18 protein-coding genes and 1 tRNA gene are annotated in these 21,406 nt (G+C 43.5%); 11 read left to right on the plus strand and 8 right to left on the minus strand.

Annotation, left to right across the window (positions count from 1 at the left end):
* Nucleotides 1-66: 66 nt before the first annotated feature.
* Nucleotides 67-1,503: a hybrid sensor histidine kinase/response regulator gene (locus D0A37_RS12870; protein ID WP_242724703.1), complete on the minus strand. Its 1,437-nt coding sequence runs from the start codon at nt 1,501-1,503 to the stop codon at nt 67-69.
* Nucleotides 1,496-4,363, minus strand: a complete 2,868-nt coding sequence (locus D0A37_RS12875; RefSeq protein WP_242724704.1) for a hybrid sensor histidine kinase/response regulator — start codon at nt 4,361-4,363, stop codon at nt 1,496-1,498. The genes D0A37_RS12870 and D0A37_RS12875 overlap by 8 nt, the downstream gene beginning before the upstream one ends.
* A 368-nt stretch (nt 4,364-4,731) precedes the next feature.
* Between D0A37_RS12875 and D0A37_RS12880 the strand changes: the two genes are divergently transcribed.
* Both D0A37_RS12880 and D0A37_RS12885 read left to right on the plus strand, forming a co-directional pair.
* Nucleotides 4,732-4,804, plus strand: a tRNA-Arg gene (locus D0A37_RS12880).
* Between the two features lie 224 nt (nt 4,805-5,028).
* Complete coding sequence (locus D0A37_RS12885; RefSeq protein WP_242724705.1) at nt 5,029-5,181, plus strand: hypothetical protein; 153 nt, start codon at nt 5,029-5,031, stop codon at nt 5,179-5,181.
* Nucleotides 5,182-5,334: 153 nt separating this feature from the next.
* Here D0A37_RS12885 and mutS read toward each other — a convergent pair whose 3' ends face one another.
* Nucleotides 5,335-7,959 carry a DNA mismatch repair protein MutS gene (mutS, locus tag D0A37_RS12890; protein WP_242724706.1) on the minus strand — a complete coding sequence of 875 codons (2,625 nt, stop codon included), beginning with the start codon at nt 7,957-7,959 and terminating at the stop codon, nt 5,335-5,337.
* Between the two features lie 660 nt (nt 7,960-8,619).
* Here mutS and D0A37_RS12895 point away from each other — a divergent pair.
* From D0A37_RS12895 to D0A37_RS12910, 4 genes are all read left to right on the plus strand, one after another.
* Nucleotides 8,620-9,786 carry a zinc-dependent alcohol dehydrogenase gene (locus tag D0A37_RS12895; protein ID WP_006634230.1) on the plus strand — a complete coding sequence of 389 codons (1,167 nt, stop codon included), beginning with the start codon at nt 8,620-8,622 and terminating at the stop codon, nt 9,784-9,786.
* 27 nt (nt 9,787-9,813) lie between these two features.
* The gene (locus D0A37_RS12900) at nt 9,814-10,023 is read left to right on the plus strand and encodes a hypothetical protein (RefSeq protein ID WP_006634231.1); all 210 of its coding nucleotides are present in this window, start codon (nt 9,814-9,816) and stop codon (nt 10,021-10,023) included.
* Between the two features lie 370 nt (nt 10,024-10,393).
* Nucleotides 10,394-11,248 (plus strand): manganese catalase, encoded by an 855-nt coding sequence (locus tag D0A37_RS12905; protein WP_006634232.1) that lies wholly within the window; start codon nt 10,394-10,396, stop codon nt 11,246-11,248.
* Nucleotides 11,249-11,476: 228 nt separating this feature from the next.
* Entirely contained in the window at nt 11,477-12,163 is a 687-nt protein-coding gene (locus tag D0A37_RS12910) for an HAD family hydrolase (RefSeq protein WP_242724707.1), read from the plus strand.
* Nucleotides 12,164-12,197: 34 nt separating this feature from the next.
* Here D0A37_RS12910 and D0A37_RS12915 read toward each other — a convergent pair whose 3' ends face one another.
* Together D0A37_RS12915 and D0A37_RS12920 are read right to left on the minus strand one after the other, a co-directional pair.
* A complete protein-coding gene (locus D0A37_RS12915) occupies nt 12,198-13,358 on the minus strand; it encodes an AAA family ATPase (protein WP_242724708.1) in 1,161 nt (386 codons plus the stop codon).
* A 15-nt stretch (nt 13,359-13,373) separates the two neighbouring features.
* Nucleotides 13,374-14,165: an RNA ligase family protein gene (locus tag D0A37_RS12920; RefSeq protein ID WP_242724710.1), complete on the minus strand. Its 792-nt coding sequence runs from the start codon at nt 14,163-14,165 to the stop codon at nt 13,374-13,376.
* 135 nt (nt 14,166-14,300) lie between these two features.
* On the opposite strand from D0A37_RS12920, the gene D0A37_RS12925 reads away from it, so the two are divergent.
* From D0A37_RS12925 to hpxZ, 3 genes are all read left to right on the plus strand, one after another.
* Complete coding sequence (locus D0A37_RS12925) at nt 14,301-15,161, plus strand: prohibitin family protein (protein WP_242724712.1); 861 nt, start codon at nt 14,301-14,303, stop codon at nt 15,159-15,161.
* Between the two features lie 138 nt (nt 15,162-15,299).
* Nucleotides 15,300-15,719, plus strand: coding sequence for a peptidylprolyl isomerase (locus tag D0A37_RS12930; protein WP_006634237.1), 420 nt, complete (start codon nt 15,300-15,302; stop codon nt 15,717-15,719).
* Between the two features lie 93 nt (nt 15,720-15,812).
* Nucleotides 15,813-16,199, plus strand: a complete 387-nt coding sequence (gene hpxZ, locus D0A37_RS12935) for an oxalurate catabolism protein HpxZ (RefSeq protein WP_242724713.1) — start codon at nt 15,813-15,815, stop codon at nt 16,197-16,199.
* A gap of 60 nt (nt 16,200-16,259) precedes the next feature.
* Here hpxZ and D0A37_RS12940 read toward each other — a convergent pair whose 3' ends face one another.
* The 3 genes from D0A37_RS12940 to D0A37_RS12950 all read right to left on the minus strand — a co-directional run bounded on the left by D0A37_RS12940 (nt 16,260) and on the right by D0A37_RS12950 (nt 19,450).
* Nucleotides 16,260-17,405 (minus strand): restriction endonuclease, encoded by a 1,146-nt coding sequence (locus tag D0A37_RS12940; RefSeq protein ID WP_242724714.1) that lies wholly within the window; start codon nt 17,403-17,405, stop codon nt 16,260-16,262.
* A gap of 5 nt (nt 17,406-17,410) precedes the next feature.
* Nucleotides 17,411-18,262: an adenine-specific DNA-methyltransferase gene (gene yhdJ, locus D0A37_RS12945; RefSeq protein WP_242724715.1), complete on the minus strand. Its 852-nt coding sequence runs from the start codon at nt 18,260-18,262 to the stop codon at nt 17,411-17,413.
* A gap of 63 nt (nt 18,263-18,325) precedes the next feature.
* Complete coding sequence (locus D0A37_RS12950) at nt 18,326-19,450, minus strand: THUMP domain-containing class I SAM-dependent RNA methyltransferase (RefSeq protein ID WP_242724716.1); 1,125 nt, start codon at nt 19,448-19,450, stop codon at nt 18,326-18,328.
* Nucleotides 19,451-19,914: 464 nt separating this feature from the next.
* On the opposite strand from D0A37_RS12950, the gene D0A37_RS12955 reads away from it, so the two are divergent.
* Both D0A37_RS12955 and D0A37_RS12960 read left to right on the plus strand, forming a co-directional pair.
* On the plus strand, nt 19,915-20,067 hold the full coding sequence (locus tag D0A37_RS12955) for a hypothetical protein (RefSeq protein WP_242724717.1): 153 nt from the start codon (nt 19,915-19,917) through the stop codon (nt 20,065-20,067).
* 142 nt (nt 20,068-20,209) lie between these two features.
* A complete protein-coding gene (locus tag D0A37_RS12960) occupies nt 20,210-21,358 on the plus strand; it encodes a cupin domain-containing protein (RefSeq protein ID WP_242724719.1) in 1,149 nt (382 codons plus the stop codon).
* Nucleotides 21,359-21,406: the final 48 nt, after the last annotated feature.

A 21,406-nucleotide genomic window follows, 5' to 3' on the forward strand; every position in this document is an offset into this window, starting at 1 on the left:
AATTCTACATTCCGGGCGGGTAGACTGCAAATTTTTAGCCCCCGACTTCAGTCTGCGACGCTTTACCTACTCAGTTAAATTAATCGGCAAAGAAACTGTAAATGCTGTATTACCGGGTGCCGACTCGACATCAATGTTACCCTGATGTTTTTCAATTATTTTTTTTACAATATCCAATCCCAACCCGCTGCCTTCTCCCGCAGGTTTAGTAGTAAAAAAAGGCTCAAAAATTTTCGGAATAATCTCCGGTTGAATCCCGTTACCGCTGTCAGTAATTTTTACCAAGACGCTGGTATCTTGTTGTACCGCGTCTATTGTTAAAGTTCCTTGATTGTCCATCGCTTGTAAGGAATTGTGAATTAAATTTGTCCAAACTTGATTGAGTTCGTCGGGATAACACAGTACCGCCGGCAATTGAGCTTGATAGTTTCTGACAACTTCCACACCCTGCTTAATTTGGTTTTGATAAAGAGTTAATACCGTTTCAATTCCCTCTGTAATATTCACCTTTATTTTTTCCCCATTTACATCGTAACGCGCATAACTTTTCAGGGCAAAGACGACTTTGGCAGCGCGTTCAGTAGCGGTAGCGATGGTTCGGGCGCTTCTGTGGATGCTAGCAAAGTCGTAGGCTGTTTTTATAATATTTTCGCTGTCCGGGTCTTTGAGCAACGGCAAGAATTCTTGCAAATTTCCCTGCAATCCGATATTGACTAAAATGCTAGCCAGGCTGTCAGCATTGTCAATCCCTTCCGACTCTAGTTGCTGCTTCACGGTTTTTTTCAATCCCCGTTTTTCTCGCGTAGATAAAGAGTAAGTTTGTTGGCTGGAACTGTACATCAAACACAAGAAATCGTGTTCGCGTTCTGCTGACAGTTCTTTAAAAAAAACTGGCAAACTTTCGAGATTGTTATCCAAAAAGCTGGTAATATTTCCAATAGACGACCGAATTGCCCCCAACGGCGTATTAATTTCGTGAGCAATGCCCGCAATCAGTTGCCCTAATGCCGCCATTTTTTCCGATTGCACTAATTGATTTTGAGTAGCTTGCAGTTGGTCTAAAGTAACTGTAAGTTCATTGTTTTTCTCTTGGAGTTTTTTTCGCAACTGGCATATTGCTAAATGGGTGTCTACCCTCACTAGAACCTCTTCCACCTGAAAGGGTTTAGTAATATAATCTACACCGCCCACAGCAAAGGCTTTGACCTTATCAAGTACGTCATTAATCGCGCTAATAAAAATCACCGGGATGTCGCAAGTTCGTTCATCAGCTTTGATCTTTTCGCAAACTTCATATCCATTCATTTCGGGCATCATAATATCCAGCAAAATCAAATCGGGAGGCATACCTTTTGCCGCCGAAAGCGCTAACTCGCCGCTAGGTACCGGGCGCACTTTATAGCCCTTGCTATTCAAAATTCCGGCTAGCAGCCGCAAATTAGCTGGGGTGTCGTCAACTACTAAAATATTACCGCGATCTGTGCTAACAATGTCGTTATTCATGTGATATTGCTTGAGATATTAACTTTAAAACTTGGTCGTACTCAAAATTTTCTATACAAGTTGCGATCGCACCTGCCGTTACTGCATCCTTTAATCTAATTTGCTCTATCAAGGTATCAATTACATCAATATCTGCATTTAGTATCGCCAGCTTTAAATCTGCTACCAGCGCCTCAGGCAATTTCACGAAATCAGCCGCAGTAATTGCGCGATAGTCCTCTTTAATTTCCGATAAATTAGTTTGACCCGGATCTTCATAAATATAGCGCACTCCGATATGTTTGTGCATAGCATCAAAAATATCCATTTCCCCGAAAGGTTTCCGCATAAAAGCATCGCAGCCCGCCGACAAGATAACTGCCCTTTCTTCCTCTAAAACGCTCGCAGTCAGCGCAATAATCGCAGTAGCTTGACCTTTAAGAGTCCTTTTAATGTATTGCGTGGCTTCGTAGCCGTCCATCACGGGCATTCTCATGTCCATCCAAATTAAATGCGGTTCCCAACTGTCCCAAATCTCAATAGCTTCTTGACCGTTAGTAGCTTCTTTTAGTTCAAAACCCAGAGGATTGAGAAGTTTAATTAGCAGTTGGCGATTTAGCGGTTTGTCGTCTACTATCAAAATTCGATAGGTGTGTTGGTTGGGTTCCAGGGCAATAACATTGCGGGTCGGTTTTGGGCTTTCAATATCAGCCGCATCGACCGCAATAACTTGAATGTCAAACTTAAAATTAGTTCCCTTGCCCACAGCAGAACAGACGCTCATTTTGCCGCCCATTAATTCCACAAATTTGCGGCTGATCGGCAATCCCAAGCCTGTACCTTCTTGCGAATCTTTGCCTGTCTTGGTTTGCACGAAAGGTTCAAAAAGATCGTCTAATTCATTGGTAGCAATACCGGGGCCAGTATCTTCGACTTCAAAACGAAGGAAGAAGGAAGAGGTAGAAGCTGAATCGTCATTTTGGGTTGCCAAAACTTGGTTGTTATACTCACTAATTTGAGATATTTTAACACCATTACTTGCTTCATTTTCTGTATTTATTGATACTTCCGAGTGAGCGCTTGTTCCCTCTCTTTCCTGCTGACTTCGGCCTAAGAACTGCTTGCTAACTCTGACTGTTACACCCCCCTTCTGGGTAAATTTAAGAGAATTATTGAGCAGATTAATTAAAATTTGCCGCAACTTTAACTCGTCGGCTTCTAAATATTGTGGAACATCGCGACTGCGGTCAAAAACTAACTGCAAGTGCTTGTCATATGCTTTGAGTTCAAACATATCTTCCAAGTCGTTTAGCAGGCTATAGAGATCAAATTTTTTGGGATTGAGGGTGGTGCGCCCGGATTCAATTTTAGATAAATCGAGCACGTTATTAATCAGGGTGAGCAGGTGTTCTCCGCTGCTGCTAATTATGCTAATGTTTTCTTGATGTTCTGGGGATAGAGTTTGGCTGCGAGTCATCAGTTGGGAAAAGCCCAGAATTGCATTGAGAGGCGATCGCAATTCGTGGCTCATGTTAGCAAGAAAGGTGCTTTTAGCTTGATTCGCTACCTCTGCTTTGTCTTTAGCTACAGCCAATTCTGCCGTCCGCTCTTGCACTCGCTGTTCTAAAGTTTCAAAAGATTGTTGCAGTTGTTGAGCCATGCTGTTAAATGACTTGGCTAATTCCCCCAATTCGTCAGAACGTTCGCTTTCTACTGTTTTGTCCCATTCACCTTTAGCAATATTTTTTGCTGCTGCATTTAAGCGCAAAATAGGGTTTGTTACCCACCGAGAAGTCAGAATGCCGATCGCCACCGCTACTCCTAAAGCTGCGAAACAAAGCAAAACCGCTGTGCGGGTATTGGCATCGATTTCTTTGGTGAAATCTGCTTCGGGAACAACTACGACAATCAGCCAGTCTAAACCTTTGCCGTCTTGGAACGGCAAGACTTTTAAAAATTGTCGCTTGTGATCTATTTCAAAGCTCAATAACTCTGATTTTTTAATTTGATGTAATTTTTTAAAATTTGCAGTCAAATATTTAGCTGTCGAGCGAGTCAAAGGGTTGCTGCTTTCTTCTACTTTAAACAATTGTCTTTCATTACCTTTAGTGCGAAACGGTTTTTCTGTGGTCGAAGTTGCTAACAAAGTACCCTGGCGATCTATAATAAATGTTTGACCTGATTTGCCCACTTTCAGACTGTGGAGAAATCTCCCAAGATGGTCGAGACGCAAGGCCGTAAATAAGACTCCTTCTAGCTGATTTTTTTCGCTGTATACGGGTTGGATAGCGCTGATAATTAAGGTCGGCTCTAGCAAGGAAACATAAACCGAACTCCAAGTAGGTTTTCCGATGTTTACGGCTTTTTTGTACGCAGGATGTTGGCGATTATCATAGTTTTTGACAAGGGTGATAAATGTAGTGCGATCGCCTCGCTCATTCGTCTTGTAAGAATTAAAATTTAACCCAGTAGATGTTTCTATCACATTCATCGTGCGGGAGCCGTTAGACAGTTGTTCACCGGATCTATAATCTCCCTTATTGTTGCCAACGGAGGTAAAATTGATATATGGATATAATTGTACTTGCCGCAAAAGATATTTCTCCCAAGCTGATAAGTTTCCCATCTTTAACAAGCCGAGCTTGACAGCATCCAGCTTGGTTTGATTGATTTGATGGGGAGTGGTCAGGTAAACTTGCAGGTTTTGCTCGACACGCAAACTCACTTCGCTCATTAACTGACTGGCAAGGTTATTAACTGATTTTTGTCCGTTTCTAAAAGACAGATATCCTACCAGTCCCACGGCACCAACGATTTGCAATACAAATGGAACTATGAGAACAGTTCGCAGCGGTAATTTGTCTAAAATTTTAGAAACCATAAGATTGAGAGGTTTGGTGAACCTAGTCTAGAACCGTATTTGCACAATCGGTCTTAAAAGCAGCACCATTTATTTACTGCAGATTAGCTAGGGGGAATTGATGCGGGCTATTTTAGCTGTGGTAGATGCTCGACCTCCATCGAATGTGAACCTAATATTTGCTCGATTAAAGTCTATTATTTTACCCATTGTCGTATTATTGTTACCATTTAGCTAAAAGTTGCAGTCTCTGGCTGCGAGAACTGCCTGATATCCGATCGCGCGGGCGAGTTTAACCCGCATGGGTCAAGGGGTTTGGAGGCCGACGAGGAAATTTGCGATCGGCACTCGCCATTTTCCGCAAGACGTGTTATACTGTAAACAGTCGAGGGCACGTAGCTCAGTGGATAGAGCATCAGGTTCCGGTCCTGAGGGTCGGGGGTTCAAATCCCTCCGTGCTCATTTTCTATATCTTTTGTGGAGTAAGGGTTTCAGGTTAATTGTATTACCGAGAGCCCTATTTTCTGTTCAAATTTCGCTCCCATCTGTTCCAAGTATCTTCAACACCACCTCCATATCTACCAAATTTGCCCCGGACTTTTTACGTCTGGCTTTCAACTGGTTGAGCAGGTCGGCCGGCTCTGGGAAATCTGCGACGGTCGGAGCTGAGTTTTTACTTTTCTCCCGTGAGCTTTGCTAATATTGAAAGTAATTTGGCTGCTTTGATGGCGGTGGATGTGAGCGATCGGGCGACTGAATACGGGCGGTTGCTGAATGAGGCTTTGGAAATTGGGATGAGCGCTGGAGAGTTCCTGGTTTGTAGTAAAAGTAGTAACTGAGATATTGCACCATGCTCAAGAACAGGCAGGATGCCTGTGCCACAAAAATTTAATTTTCTTGTGGGGTGGGCAGGAGAACCCGCCCCTGAAAGGCTTATTGAAAATGGTGCAATATAGAACTTCCTACAATTTTTTTGGCCACCCGACATTTTACTACTCAAAAATATCTAGCTGTTCGCCCTCAGACTCTTTTTTACCATCTTTTTTAACACCTTTCCGCAGCCCGATCGCAATTTTGCTATGTTTCTCAATCTGCTTCATCACCTGTCTCGCCCTGTCAATCACCGACGGCGGTAAACCTGCCAATCTCCCCGCTTCAATTCCGTAAGATTTGTCAGCACCTCCCGGCTGAACTTGGTGCAAAAATACGATTTGATCCGGCAATTCTTTCACTGTCACCTGATAATTTGCGACATTATCTAAAATAGAAGCTAACTCATTTAACTCGTGATAGTGAGTCGCAAAAATTGTCCGCGCCCGAATCTCAGTTGCTAAATATTCTGCTACAGACCAAGCAATCGAAAGTCCGTCAAACGTCGCCGTTCCCCTGCCAATTTCATCTAACAACACCAAAGATTGCGGCGTGGCGTGATTGAGAATATTTGCAGTTTCGTTCATTTCCACCATAAAGGTAGATTGACCAGTTGCCAAATCATCTACTGCGCCGACGCGGGTAAAAATGCGATCGCAAATTCCCAAACTCGCAGCTTTCGCCGGCACATAACTGCCCATCTGCGCCATTAACTGAATCAAACCCACCTGCCGCAAGTAGCAGCTTTTCCCGCTAGCATTCGGCCCGGTTAAAATAATTAAATCTGGGCGGTTTAACGATTCTTCCCGACCCAAAAAAGCAGAATTAGGTACAAAAAATCCCGGCGGCAAAGACTTTTCCACCACAGGATGACAACCTTCAATAATTTTAATTTCCCGACTTTCTGTCATAGTCGGGCGGCAGTAATTCTGGTAAACTGCTACTTCGGCCAAACCGCACAAAACATCGGCCGCCGCCACGGCGCGGGAAACGTTGCGAATAATTTCGGCGTGTTCTCCTACCTCCGATCGCACTTGAGCAAAAATATCGTATTCCAATTGATTTAAATCTTCCCGCGCTGTCAGAATTCGCACTTCCCTTTCTTTTAATTCTTCAGTGCTGTAGCGTTCTTCATTAGTGAGAGTTTGCTTGCGGGTGTAGTCCTTCGGCACTTGGTCTACTTTCGATTTGGTAATGCTGATGTAATAGCCGAAAGCTTTATTGTAGCCTACTTTTAAATTAGAAATTCCGGTGCGTTTTCTCTCAGTTGCTTCTAAATTTGCAATCCATTCTTGGTCGGCTGATGCAGTGTGTCGCATTTCATCTAGCATGGGATTGATTCCCGCTCGAATCAAACCTCCTTCTTTTAAATGAATCGGCGGTTCATCAACTAAATGAGCGTGAATTTTAGTTGATAATTCTTCTAAAATTGGCGGTACATTTTGCAGTGCTTTTAAATAGGGCGAGATCCCTTGGGCTGCGATCGAGGCTAATACCGGCAGTTTTCCCAGAGAATCAGCTAAAGCGACCAAATCCCGCGCGCTAGCTGTTCCAGAACCAGCGCGGCCGGTCAGTCTTTCGATGTCGTAAATTTGGCGCAGCAATTGCTGCAAATCTTGGCGCAGGGCGTTATTTTCTACTAATTCTTGAATCGTGTCGTGTCGGGCGCAAATGCCTTTAATGCTGAGCAAGGGTTGCAGCACCCAGCGGCGCAAAGCGCGGCCTCCCATTGCGGTGCTGGTTTTGTCTATCGCCCACAGCAGCGAACCGTGAAAAACCCCATCTCTCACTGTTTGAGTAATTTCGAGATTGCGGCGGGTTTGGTAGTCGAGTATGAGAAAATCGGTGAGAGTGTAAGTGTGCAATCTTTGCAAAGAAACTGCTTTTTCCTTTTGAGTTTCTTCGAGATATTGCAGCAAACCGCCGGCGGCGCGCACTGCGAGGGAAAGGTGCGCGCATCCCATGCCTTCGAGCGATCGCACTTTGAACTTTTGCAGGATTCTCTGTTTTGCTTCGGACAAACTAAACGGAATTTGCGATCGCAAAGAATAGCAAAACGAATTCGGCAAACACTCTGGTAAATGCTCTGATTTCTCTCCGGGCCTCAACATCGTCACCAAATCCGGCGCATTAGTCGGTACCAAGACTTCCGAAGGCTGCAAGCGCAGCAATTCTAGGGTTAATTGTTCTAAACTGTCTGCTTGGGTAGTGACGAATTCTCCCGTAGAAATATCTGTATAAGCCAATCCCCAATGTTCCCCAGCAATGACGACTGCTGCTAAAAAATTATTTTGCCTTGGTTTGAGCATTCCGTCATCAGTCAAGGTTCCGGGAGTGAGAATGCGGGTAATTTCTCGCTTGACTTGGCGGCCTTCTTTAGCAGCAATCGAGGCATCTTCAACTTGATCGCAAACTACTACAGCATAGCCTTTTTCTACTAACATTGAAGTGTAGCGGTCGAGTGCGTGGTGCGGCACTCCTGTCATCGGTACTCTGCCGATTTCTTTGCCGCTTTCTTTACTCGTACAAACAAGTTCTAATTCCCGCGAAATCGTAACTGCATCTTGGAAAAAACACTCAAAGAAATCTCCGACTCGAAACAATAAAAGTGCGTGGGGATACTGTTCTTTCACTTCCACATACCGCTGCATCATCGGAGTTAGCTTGGTGAATTCTAGTAGGCGATGGTCGGCATTGCGGATGTTGGGTTGATTGGGGTCTGTTGGGGTAGATGCAGTGTAAGGCATAAAAGGCGATCGATAAATTTTAATCTTTAACAACTTTACCGCAAGCTCGGCTTTTATTTATAACTAATGATACAATATTTGACTATTAATCATCCTTAAGCAGGGTGCGTGATTGTCCAGATTCCGGTGGAGTGTGGAGCGATACAAAAGTCATGCACTTTACTTAATAATCAATAAACCCGCTTTTACTTGAGAAGTTTTTGGTCGCTTTTTATCTAAAGTGAGCCAAGACATCGGCTTTAGTGAGATTAAGTGAGAAAATTTATTTTTTGTGAGATGAAAGCGATCGCCGATCGACAAAAACAACCTCATCCATCTCGTTATTAGCTGTTCTAGCCGATGTTGAACGAAGACCGAAGTTGCAATCTTCCGCAAGGATTTTAGCAATTAACAACGTCCTAACCCTCGGGCGTGGTTGCTATAACTGTTGGCGGTTAACAGAAGAATGTAAAATTTCCCGCACTTTAGGGGCATAAACTTTACATTTTTGGTATTGAAAACAGCCGGAAGATAGATTTATAAATTATACCTCGGGTAGAGAGAAAATATATTTTATATGCTTAAAATTAAAACATCCAAGCGAGTAATTTATCAGCTTAGTAAAGGTAAGATTTAAAATCAAAAATTTGCTAGCTAGTAGTTAACTAGAGGAAAAAAATAATGAAAGCTCTTTGCTGGCACGGAGCAAATGATGTGCGAGTTGATAATGTACCAGACCCAACAATTATCAACCCGCGCGATGCGATAGTTAAAATAACGTCTACAGCAATCTGTGGCTCGGATTTGCACCTCTACAATGGCTTCATCCCGACAATGCAATCGGGTGACATCATGGGGCACGAATTCATGGGGGAAGTAGTCGAACTCGGCAGCGAAGTCAAGAACTTAAAAAAGGGCGATCGCATCGTCATTCCTTTTACTATTTCTTGCGGCAGTTGCTTTTTTTGCAACCGCGATTTGTGGTCGCTGTGCGACAACTCCAACCCCAATGCAGGATTGGCTGAAAAACTCTACGGTCATTCGCCGGCAGGACTGTTTGGCTTCTCGCATTTAACGGGCGGCTATGCAGGAGGTCAAGCAGAATACGCGCGGGTTCCGTTTGCAGATGTCGGCCCTTTAAAAATTCCCGACGGACTTTCGGACGAACAAGTATTGTTCCTCACCGATATCTTTCCTACCGGTTACATGGCGGCCGAAAACTGCAACATTCAGCCGGGGGATACTGTAGCTGTTTGGGGATGCGGGCCGGTCGGACAATTTGCGATCAGAAGCGCGTTTATGCTGGGGGCCGATCGAGTAATTGCGATCGACCGCGTACCGGAACGCTTGCAAATGGCGGCCGCGGCCAACGCTGAAATCATCAACTACGAAGAAATGGACGCGGGGGAAGCCGTCACTGAAATGACAGGGGGACGCGGGCCCGACTCTTGCATCGACGCTGTGGGAATGGAAGCCCACGGCACAGGCCTCGACGCTTTGTACGACAAAGCCAAGCAAGCCGTGCGCTTGGAGACCGATCGACCCACCGCCCTGCGACAAGTGATCGTAGCTTGCCGCAAAGGTGGCACAGTCTCAATTCCCGGCGTTTACGGCGGCTTCGTAGACAAAGTGCCCTTAGGTGCAGCTTTCAACAAAGGCTTGACCCTGAAAATGGGACAGACGCACGTTCACCGCTATTTGCGGCCTTTGCTCGATCGCGTTCAAAAAGGCGAAATTGACCCGTCATTCGTAATTACGCACCGAATGAAGTTGGATGAAGCGCCCCACGCCTACGAGATTTTCCTCAACAAAAAAGACAACTGTATCAAAGTTGTCCTCAAACCCTAATTCGCATTCAATTGACAAGGAGAAACTATGCTTTTACAAGAAAAAGAATCAGGCGACTTGATAGAAATCCTTGATGTAGAGGCTTTACTCAGCCCTGCAAAAAATGAAGTGCCGGGAAAAAATCAAGCTGGTCAAGAAGAGCAAGAGACAGCAACTTTTCCCAAGAGTAATTTAGTGTTTCCTTCCGGTGAAGCTCTACCGCGCTGTTGGACTGAGGAAAATTATCAAACTCATTGATTCAACTGATTCTCCCCATCCCGCTTAACAAGGGGGGGACTCCAAGCTAGGGGGATGGACACCACACATAGGTATCCGCTCAACCCAAAAAACCGCTCTCCGATAGGGGCTAAACCCCCTGCAGGAGGGCGGTTTTGACGTATTTTTTGACACCCGGAGGACACAGCGCTGTGTTTGTTTAAATAGAATGTACGATCGACCAAATTTAATAGAGTCTGTAGTTCGCGGGCGCGAGAAACCGCATTAAACCAAAGTGATAGAAATAACCGGATTTGATTTAATTTCTTTATGACTAAAAGCTGATTCCCTGCCTCACTGGCAGCGTTACAAATAAGGAAAGTCAATCAAAAACCTCTGGTAGGAATTCTCCATGTTTTACCATAAGAAGCCACTACAGTATTACAAAAGACCAGAAAAGCCAGATGCCGTTTACGCCAAGCAAATACAAGAACTAATTGGCGGTACATTTGGCGAAATGACCGTGATGATGCAGTACCTATTTCAAGGTTGGAACTGCCGAGGCCCAGCCAAATATCGCGATATGCTGCTTGATGTCGGTACAGAAGAAATCGGCCATATCGAGATGCTAGCAACTATGATTGCTCACTTGTTAGATAAAGCTCCTGTATCTATGCAAGAAGAAGGTTTCAAAGATGCTGTGGTGGGTGCTGTGATGGGTGGAAGCAGCCCGCGAGATACGATCATCGGCAGCATGAATCCGCAGCACGCAATTGTATCGGGTTTGGGCGCACTTCCTAGCGACAGCGTAGGGTATCCCTGGAACGGCCGTTATATCGTTGCTAGCGGCAATCTTTTAGCAGATTTTCGCTCGAATTTGCACGCCGAATCGCAAGGAAGATTGCAGGCTGTGCGGCTGTATGAAATGTCAGACGATGCGGGCGTGAAAGACACCCTGAGTTTTATGATCGCCCGCGACACGATGCACCAAAATTTGTGGCTGGCGGCGATCGAAGATTTAGAAAGTTCGGGAATGGAAACAACCCCCGTTCCGAGTTCCTTCCCGCAGGAGTTGGAAAAGTCAGAATTTGCTTATCAGTTTTGGAATCATTCTGAAGGTACCGAAAGTAGCGAGGGACGCTGGGCGAAAGGCAAATCAATGGACGGCAAAGGCGAATTTGAATATGTAGCCAATCCCCAACCGTTAGGCCCTGAACCAGTACCGCCGCCGCCCGAACCCAAATTGCACGGCACCGGCATGAAATAGCCCATCAAAAAGTTAATAGTAAGCTTGCCAGTTCCCGATTGACTAATTAAGTAATTAAGGACTAAAGTGCTTACTCATCACCTAAGAAAAACTAAAGTTCTTACTACTAACCAAAGGTTAGTGGTAAGAACTTTACTCGCTAATTTGCTTATTAATTAGTTAAGGACTGAAGTCCTTACTACAAACCAGGTTTTGACAAGAAGTCTAATAACTAACAACAAATAAGTTATGCAATTGCAAGCAGTAATTCTCGATATTGACGGTACTCTGACGCTCAGCAATGACGCCCACGCTCAAGCTTGGGTAGAGGCATTTGCCGCTTACGGCTACGACGTGCCGTTTGAGAAAGTGCGCCCGCTAATTGGTATGGGAGGCGACAAAGTTATACCGAAAATGGTATCAGAACTTTCCGACGAAGAAGGCGACGGCAAAAAGATTGCACAGCGGCGCAAAGAACTGATTATTAACCGCTTTTCTCCTGAGCTTTCTCCAACCCCCGGTTCGCGGGATTTGCTGTTAAAAATGCAGAAAGAAGGATTGCGGCTAATTATTGCTACTTCAGCTACCACCGAAGAACTTTCCGGTTTGCTGAAAGCTGCACAAGTTGACGATTTATTGGATCAAGGGCAAGCGGCGACATCGAGTGATGCAGAAGCTTCTAAGCCGGAACCGGATATTGTGGAAGCTGCTTTAAGCAAATTGCAGATGGAAGCAAGTCAGACTGTCATGTTAGCTGATACTCCTTACGATATCGAAGCTGCGGGCAAGTGCGGGGTGCCAGTAATTGCTTTTAGGTGCGGAGGTTTCGATGATGCTTCGCTGGCAGATGCTGCGGAAATTTACGATCACCCTGCTGATTTGTTGGCGCATTATGACGATTCTCTTTTAGGGAAAAAGGAGTTGGTAGCGCGTTGAAGAAATAAGAGCGATCGCGGGTGGATTGCCACTATTAAGCGCGATCGCTCACAATCCACTCGACTTGATGGGCTTCTGTGATGTCTGGAATATCCAGTCGGGCAGCTAACTTGCGAATGACTGCTTCCGGTACGGTTACTGTGCGCGATCGATTCCGCTGCAATATTTCTTCTAGAGGTACTTCTAGATAAACAATGCGAACTCGCGCTTGATAAGCAGCAAAAAAATCAATTAATTGCTGCCGCATTTGTTTAGTTGTATTCGTGGCGTTCCACACAAAAGAATGCCCCTCATTCATGTATTCGCGCGCTCTTTTTTTTGCGGCTGTCACCACATTTCCCGGGGTTTCGTCGGGAGGGACATTCATCTCTTTCCGCAGTGCATCCAGCGAGATTACCGGCAAATCTGGAAGATTTTCCCGAATCCAATAATCTTTACCGCTTGCCGGCAAGCCAGACATCAAGATTACTTCGCATCGAGTATCGTCAAATGCTTCGTAATCGCGATTTCCGTGGTCTTTGCGGAAGTAGATAAATCGGCTGTGTGCTGATGGGAATTGTCGGGGAGAATCCAAACAATTATTTTCTTGACAAAACTCCCGAAATAGTTCTATTTTATCCAGCAATTCTTGTCTGTCGCTACACTGTCGGCCGCGCACGTCTGCTTCTGCTAAAAGTGCGAGAAAATCGCAGCGGACAACTTGACTGACTTTAATTACAGACTGCTGCGGGTTGGGTTTGTCGATCAGCCAGATGGGTAAACTGCCGAATTTGACGATCGCCACCACTGTTTCGCGAATGTCAAACTGCACTGGCGGCTCGAATTGAGATAAAATTTGTCTGACCATTCTCGCACCTTGGCGGGCGTGACCTTTTGAGCTAATTCTGCCGTCGGCTTCTATTTTTGTAAAGGCTGGTTTGGCGACATCGTGCAGCAAAGCGGCCGCAAAAAGTATCGATCGTTCTTTTTCGGGAAGTTGTCGCCAATTTGGAGAAGATATTAAGGCTTCGCAGACCATTCTGGTGTGAATTAAAACGTCTCCTTCGGCGTGGTAAATCGGGTCTTGCTGACATCCTTTAAGGCTGTCAATCCAGTCGAAATGATTTTGAATACCCTCCCAATCTAGGAACCAATCGGGCGGTTGGGGACAAAAGGGAAAAGTCCAAGTTGGCAAGGGCGATAACAGTGTATTCATAAATTCACCTGCAGGTTAACTAAAATTAAATAAATCGGCGCCCGGACGCAGAATATTGGGTATGATTGGGCGATTTAGCCAATGTCCTTCGGCATTTTTAATAGCTGTCAAAAAACTGGCACGCACGTATTTGTAACGCGCTTTTACTATGCCATCTTCTTCGACTTTAAGGTACAGACCTTCCATACTCTCGCTCTTGTCAGTCTCTTTCAAACACCGTTCTTCATCAAATCCCAATTCCCCGCAGTACAAACGCAAGCGTTCCAAATGTCCCGGTTGAATAAAATTAGAGTTTTCCATAAACTGCATCATTTGCTTGGGAGATTTCAGCACTCCCGAAAACAGCACGGGAACTGACACTAACGGCAGTCCACTTAACAAATTGCGGCGGGATTCTGTACTCAAAAATTGACTGGTTTCTAAGTCCAGCACGTCGTATTCCATAAAATAGTGCGGCAAAAAATCATAAAAAACAGTGTGTTTCGCATAAAGCCATTCGCCGTAAAGAATGTAGCGATTTCCCAGCACTTCTCCCAGGGCTCCGCTGAGACTGAAAGCCCACTGTTTGAATAAGTTAAAATGTTTTTCCCTCGGCCCGCCGGTGAGATAGTGGCCGCGACTTTGTAGCAGCATTTGTCCATCTGGCGCGAAGCTGATGCCTGTATTAGCGCCGTCTACCTTTTCTTCAATCACTGTCGGGCGATCGATCAAAACGCTAAATGGCACGCTGTCGAGGTCTTCATCACCCGGTTGGAAACGCGAACCTTCGATGTGATAAGTTCTAGGATATTTAACAATTTTGCTCATCAGTCAATCCATTTTAGATTTGAGATTTCAGAGGCAACCCCATCCATTTTAGATTGTAATTTTAGATTTTAGACTTTAGAGGCGACCGAATCAATTTAACCATTATAATGAAATTGTCACAAAGGAGCGTGTATTTTGAAAAGTCAAAATGTCCAGAGCATATCATCAGCAATCGCTGGGATTCTATTAGTAGGCGCCCTACTCCTCGGATTAAACTCTTTTGTCGTCATCAATCCAGGCGAAGCAGGTGTTGTCAGCGTTTTAGGAAAAGCCACAGATGGAGCATTGTTAGAGGGGTTTCACCTCAGACCCCCGCTAATATCCAAGGTAGATGTGTACGATGTAACCGTGCAAAAATTTGAAGTTCCCGCCCAAAGTGCTACTAAAGACCTTCAGGATTTAAATGCCAGTTTTGCGATCAACTTTCGCCTCGATCCTGAGAAAATAGTGGAGATCAGAAGGACTCAAGGAACTTTGGAGAATATAGTCTCAAAAATTATTGCTCCTCAGACGCAAGAAGCATTTAAAACAGCGGCTGCACTGAGAACCGCCGAACAATCTATTACTCAAAGAAGTGAACTGAAGCGAGACTTTGATACTGCGCTGAAGGAAAGGCTATCAAAGTATGATGTAATCGTGCTCGATACGAGCGTTGTCAACATTCGATTCTCCACAGATTTTGCGAAAGCGGTTGAGGAGAAACAGGTTGCTGAACAGCGGGCGCAAAGAGCTGTTTATGTGGCTCAGGAAGCAGAACAACAGGCTCAAGCTGATATTAACCGCGCTCAAGGTAGGGCGGAAGCTCAAAGACTTTTGGCTGAAACTTTGAAGGCTCAAGGCGGCGATTTAGTGCTGCAAAAAGAGGCGATCGAAGCTTGGAGAAGCGGGGGGGCTCAGATGCCAAAAGTGCTGGTTATGGGCGCAGGATCGAGTCGGGTTCCTTTCATTTTTAATATGAACGATATTCAGGAAGAACCCGATCGCCAAAAAAGTTAGGAGCCGTGGAAAGTTCGCGGAGTATGCTAAACTTCGGGAAGACCAAATCTAGCGATTAGGTTGAATCTGTCGCTATAAAAGCGAAGTCCGCAATTAACACGCAGGCAACACACTCATTTTAGGAAGCAAGGAAAAATCATGACCCGCGCTATTATGGAAACCGACAAAGGCACAATCAATTTGGAATTGTTCGATGCGGATGCGCCTAACACAGTGAAGAATTTTGTTGACTTGGCGGAAAAAGGTTTTTACGATGGATTGGCCTTTCACCGAGTCATTCCTAACTTTATGATTCAAGGTGGCTGTCCCAAAGGCAATGGAACGGGCGGCCCCGGCTACAAAATCAAGTGCGAAATCAACTCCAAAAAACATTTGGCAGGCACTTTATCGATGGCTCACGCAGGCCGGGATACGGGTGGCAGCCAATTCTTTATTTGCCATTCTCCCCAGTCTCATTTAGATGGAGTTCACACAACTTTTGGCCAAACTGAGGATATGTCTGTCGTCAATGCTATCCGCCAAGGTGACAAGATTATCTCGCTGAAAATTGAGCATTAATTTTCAGTAATTTAGTTGCGTTTGTAGTAAGGACGAAGAGTCCTTATTGCAAACAAAACTTGTGAAAATTAATATTTTTAAAATATACAACTTATGACTGTAATAAATGATTCTGGGGTGGTGACAGAGTTAACTGAACTATATTTAAAATACGAAAAAGCTTTTTGTACGAATGATATTGAAAGTCTGGATAATTTGTTCTGGGATGCGCCGGAAGTCGTGCGGTTTAGGGTGACGGAGAACCTGTACGGGAGCGATGAGGTGAGGGCTTTTCGCAAAGGGCGATCGCCTGTAAATGTCGATCGAGAAATGTTCAACCTCAAAGTCGTGACTTTCGATGCAGACACGGCGGCTGTGACGCTGGAATTTCGCCGTGTGATGGATGGAGTGGTGCGGCTGGGGCGGCAGAGTCAGATGTGGCGCAAGTTTCCCCAAGGGTGGAAGATTGTTTCCGCTCACGTTTCTTTGTTGCCGGTGTAGATGTTAAAGGTAAGGTAAGGAAACAAGAATTGTCTAAAGCAAGCGGACTTTATGACTGAATCATTGATCTTCTAGAGAAACGTCTAATAGTTCGAGTTCCAGACTTTCTTCCTCATCTTCATAATTAAATTCTAATCGGCTCTGCTTAATAATCTCGCTCAATATATTGCTTAAGTACCCTTTGGCAACAGCTTGTTCAAATCTTTCTATCAGAATAGGAACATTGATTATTTCTTCTATACATTCCATGTACTGAGACACTATAGCATTTATTGAATACTGCTTTCGAGCTTGTGCTTCAATCTTTGATTTAATTTCTATATCTGAATCTAAAGATTTAACTACAAATGTTATCGGATACCTTTCAATTTTATCAATGTCTAGGAAATATTTATTTACATCTACAGTTTCAGTCACCTGAAAAAAACGTCCCAGGGGTTTCATTACAAAGTCAATTCCCCCATCATTAGCATTTGTCCTACCTGTTTTAAACAGCTTTAAATTTTCTTTCTGGAGTCTGTCTAGTTCATAACCCCAATAAATAACTCGGTCATTGTAGTAGTATTTTAATATACTGTAGCTGACTATCTCGAAGATTCGAGCATCTACAGTTGGCGCTACCATTTGTTTTATAAATTCTCGGACTTGAACCTCTGTCAATCTTTGAGCATCTTTACAAATTTGAATAAACTTTTCAAAGCTATCTCTTTTAGCTGCAACGTAAGCATCAATTATTTGGATTACTGTTTCTGCTATATTGTGTTCATTCTCATTGATTTTGACTTTTAATAAATTTTCGTTAAACCAATACCTGTTATTTTTCGGATTTCTCAAAATTGGGATGAATTCACAAGTGGGAAAGTATCTTTTAAATTCTTCATTCATCCTATGGTTCAAGCCATGATTTTGAAGCTTTTGCCCGAATGGTAATTCACGCTGTCTCTTAAAAATATTCGTATAAACTGCACCTTCATAATCAGAATACATTCCTGTCTGATGAAAGTTTTTCACACAATAGTCTTCAACTAAAACATAGATAGCGTATAAATTGGCAAAACTTCCTCTTGATTTGGCTCCTTTAGTGGCCGATTTAGTCTTGATATTCAAATATAAAACTAGCGGGCTTTCACGCAATATTTGATACCCCACATCGCCAAACTTATCCTCTAAAATTGTCTTAATTATTTTTGTAAATTCATGTTCCATTTTTATTATAGTTGTAAGTTGAGTGTTAGCTGCTGTGGCGAAACTTCACCGGAGTTGACTTGCGACATCAGCTTCTCTTCACTCTCATCCGGGGTAATTTGCAACCTCCGCAATCCTATTTGTAGATACTTTTCTTGCAATTCTATGCCGATTGACTTTCTTTTAAGCTGCTTGGCAACAAATGATGTTGTAAAAGTTCCCGAAAATATATCTAGTACAACGTCGCCCTCATTACTACTGGCTTTGATAATTCTTTCTAACAAGGATGTTGGTTTTTGGGTAGGATGATCCTCATACTCAGGCATACGATATCTAACTCTCGGAAACTCCCAGACATTACCGGGAACTTTTTCAGAATTATATACTGATGGTGTAGACTTGCGGTAGTCAATTAGTTTTCTAACAGCTCCGGTTTTTGCCTCTACTAGAATATCTGAGGAATTAAATGTATAATTTCGTTTGTCCTTGACGCAATATAAAATTGGTTCGTAGAGAGAACCGTAAAATTTTTTTGCTTGTACGCCCGAACTGTCATAATACCACACTATTCGAGAAAGGATTGTTAAGCGATCGCGCAAATATAAATCAAAGTAGGGCATACTTTGAGTTGACGCCATTAGATACAAACTGCCGTTATGCTTGAGCTTATTAATACATAGGTTCAACCAAGTATAACTCCATTCTAAATAATCGCTTTCAACTTCCCACTTGTCTTTAAAACCATTGAAATTTTTGCCAATATTATAGGGAGGGTCGGCAAAAATTAAATCGATTGAGTTGTCTTGGATTTTACTGCCAAGCACTTCTAACACATCTCCTAAAATGAGCTGGTGGTCGTCAATTTCAAAAAAATTCATTCAGCCTAACCTCTTCCAATTAATATGGGCTATTGCCAAGTGTAGTGTATGTTCTCTAAATATTTAATACAGTTCATATTTGAGCAAAGTACACGGAATCGATCCATTAAAAACCGGAATTCGCCGCGATGTCCTGAGTCCCACCTTTTTACCCAACTCCTTATTTCCAGTCAAAATAAAGGCATTCCAACCTTTAAAACGATTCTTGAAAATATCCCCCAACATTTTGTACAAATCTCCCAATTCGCTAGCATCTCCCAGGCGCTCTCCGTAGGGAGGATTGCAAATCAGAACGCCTCTGTCTGCGGGGGCTTCCAACTGAGATAACTCGGTTTGAGCAAACTGAATCTTACCGGAAATACCAGCTTGCTGCGCGTTCGTGCGAGCTTGAGTTAACATATCGGAATCGCGATCGCACCCTGCAATCACCTCTTTAAGCTCCGGTAACTCACTATTTTCAGCTTCGGCCCACAATTTATCCCACAAAGGTTCGTCAAAATCCCGCCAAGTCATAAATCCAAACTTTTCTCGAAACAATCCCGGTGCAATATTCAAAGCCTTTAAACTCGCTTCCAAAGGCAAAGTTCCAGAACCGCACATCGGGTCTAAAAACGGCAAATCTGGCGTCCATTCTGCCATCTCCAACAAAGCCGCCGCTAGGGTTTCTTTGAGGGGAGCAAGCCCCATCGCCGGTCGATATCCCCGGCGGTGCAAACTACCGCCAGAACTGTCTAAACTTAAAATAGCTCTATCTTGATGAATGTGAATGTTAATTAGCAAATCGGGATGCTCTACATCGACATTAGAACGCTTGTTAAATTGAAGGCGCTGTTGGTCGGCGATCGCATTTTTGACCTGCAAAGCTGTAAAGTGAGTGTGGTTCAAATTTTCGTTGCCACCGGTGCAGTTTACTGCTAAAGTATTTTCGGGATCTAAGTATTCGTCCCAAGGGATTTTTTGCACTTCGCGGTAGAGCATATCCGAGTTGTAACACCGGAATTCGGCGATCGGCATTAGCACTCGAAAAATTGTTCTCGACCACAGATTGACGCGGTACAACAAAGCGCGATCGCCCGCAAAGTAAACCCCAGTAAAATCTGGCTTGACATCCTGCGCCCCTAAACGTTCTAATTCTTGAGCGGCAATTGTTTCTAAACCGCGCGCAACTGTAGCAAAATATTGATTCATTTGTTAATGGTTAATGGTTAATGGTTAATTGTTATTTGTTAATTGTTAGTGGTTACTACTGACAACTGATAACTGACCGATCACCATAGTAGCTGGTTTTAATCCTAAGTCTCAAAAAAATAATCTACCTTAAGGCAGATGCCTCGGTTCGCCAATGCTTGTTTATTAAAAATAATATTCAACAAGCGATCGCATTTCCCGGCCTCTATTTATTTATAGCGCTGACTGCGAGAACACACACGCTAAACCTTAAAACTCTTAATTTAAAAGGACTTCAGCTCTCAGGCTCAACTTGATATCTCACTCTTGCAGATGAGTTTGCTTGTATATTATTGAAAATATTTATTAACTACTTCACAATTTATTGACTTTATGCTAAGGTACTTAGAGCTTGAGATTGAACCCTCAACACAATTGTTAAGGAACATCTTAGCTAGATCGGTTTACTACATTTGGAGACATTTATGTCAAAGCAAATTGACGGATCGACTTTCAAACAATCCCGTGCCAGCAAAATTCAAGTTGAAGTCAAGGAAATTGCCAAGCAGGTAACAGCTAAAAACATCTCTTCCCATCTGAATGTTGATGCTGATGGTGACGATGTTAGCAACGAATAATTAAAAGTCTTTTCTGTTAGACTTCGCATCCCCAAGCAAGAAGTAATAGATTGTACTCCTTGCTTGCGGGATAATTATAGGGGCATTGCCTCGGAGAATTAATTTGTCCAATTTTTATTGATAAAAATTGTCATAAAGAATTATGCGATCGATCGCCAACCTATTGCAACCATACAATCTCAAAGAATTTTTAGACAACAATTGGACAACCAAAGCAGTTTTGATCCCCAGCGAAGGTAAGAAAAATTTTGCACACCTATTTTCCTGGGAAAAACTAAACTACATCCTCAACTTTCACCAACCAAGATATCCCGATATTCGCTTAGCAATAGGAGGAAAAGTCCTCGATGAAAGCGCCAATGAAAACATCATCAAATCCTGCCAAGCGGGAGCAACTTTAATTATCAATGAAGTACACAACCTAATTCCAGAAATCGCTCACTTTGCTGCGGCAATCAAATCAGACTTAGGTTATGCAAATCAAGTAAATGCTTACTGTTCCTGGCCGGAAAAACAAGGATTTTCCTCCCACTACGACACCCACGAAGTTTTTATATTGCAAGTAGATGGAATCAAGCAATGGTATGTATTTGAAGACACAATTAAGTATCCGCTGAAAGAGCAAAAATTCTCATCTTTTCCACCCCCAGAAACCGAAGCATATTTAAGCTGTATTTTACATCCAGGGGATGTGCTTTACATACCGCGCGGACATTGGCATTATGCAGTTGCTTGCGAAGAACCCTCGCTGCATTTAACATTAGGAATACATTGCAAAACCGGAATTGACTTTTTAGAATGGTTGGTTAGCGAATTGCGCGAACAATCTGATTGGCGCAAAAGTTTACCGCTACGAACAAACGCAGATTCGATCAATGCAAATGTCAACAGTTTAATTGCTGAATTGCACCGCTACGCAAACAGTAAAAATCTTGCAGATGAGTATAGCAGTTATCTCGACAGTTTAGGAAAACCTGTGGCCAAATATTCTTTGCCTCATCAAGCAGGATTCAATATTTTTCCCTATGGTGTGCAAACCAAGTTTAAAATTCCCAAGTTTCAGCGGGAGAGAATTCAGGAACTATCTGATGGTGGCGGATACAAAATAGTTGTTGCAGGTAAAGAAGTATCCCTGAGAGGAGTCACAGCTAAATTTATGGACAATTTATTTAGTACGGAGTTTTTTACTGGGGAAGATGTTATGGATTGGTTGCCGGATTATGATTGGGAAATAGATGTAGTGCCACTTTTGTCAAAGCTGGTAGTTGAAGGAATTATTTTTGTTGGTTAACACTGGAGAAGAACAGGAGTTCTTATAAATGGGTTGTAAAAAGAGCAA

This window comes from Microcoleus vaginatus HSN003, assembly GCF_022701255.1.
Taxonomy (GTDB): Bacteria; Cyanobacteriota; Cyanobacteriia; order Cyanobacteriales; family Microcoleaceae; genus Microcoleus; species Microcoleus vaginatus_B.